The sequence below is a fragment of the Liquorilactobacillus sicerae genome (assembly GCF_029916425.1).
GTDB classification, from domain to species: domain Bacteria; phylum Bacillota; class Bacilli; order Lactobacillales; family Lactobacillaceae; genus Liquorilactobacillus; species Liquorilactobacillus sicerae.
Window position 1 is genome coordinate 1 of record NZ_JAHAVQ010000243.1, and the last position, 447, is coordinate 447.

The window sequence follows — 447 nt, forward strand, 5'->3', positions numbered from 1 at the left end:
TGATAAACCAGATATGGCCGAAGAAGATCCGGTTGAAATTTTTGAAGCTTTGATTGATTCTCTAACAGACGTTGTTCGTGCTGGCAAATTAGGAAATGATGACAAGATTCTTGGTGTCTCTTTTAGTTCCGCGATGCATTCACTGATTGCTTTTGATAAAGATTGGCAACCGTTAACCCGCGTGATTACTTGGGCCGATGGCCGAGCTTTTAAATATTCCGAGCAATTAAAAGAAAGTGGTGTTGGTCAAGAAATATACAGCAAGACCGGAACACCGATTCATCCGATGGCGCCTTTGAGCAAGTTGTTATGGCTTAAAAACGAACAACAGGATATTTATAAAAAGGCCGAACATTTCCTCGGCATTAAGGAATATATATTTCATCGTTTGTTTAAAACGAACAAAATGGATATTTCAATTGCTTCGGGAACCGGACTTTTCAATAT

General features: G+C 39.1%; 1 protein-coding gene. It reads left to right on the forward strand.

All coding sequences use genetic code 11. The annotated features are described in order from the left end of the window. Window positions 1–447, forward strand: a 447-nt coding sequence (locus KH893_RS12245; protein ID WP_281166332.1) for an FGGY family carbohydrate kinase, incomplete at both ends; no start/stop codon positions are given.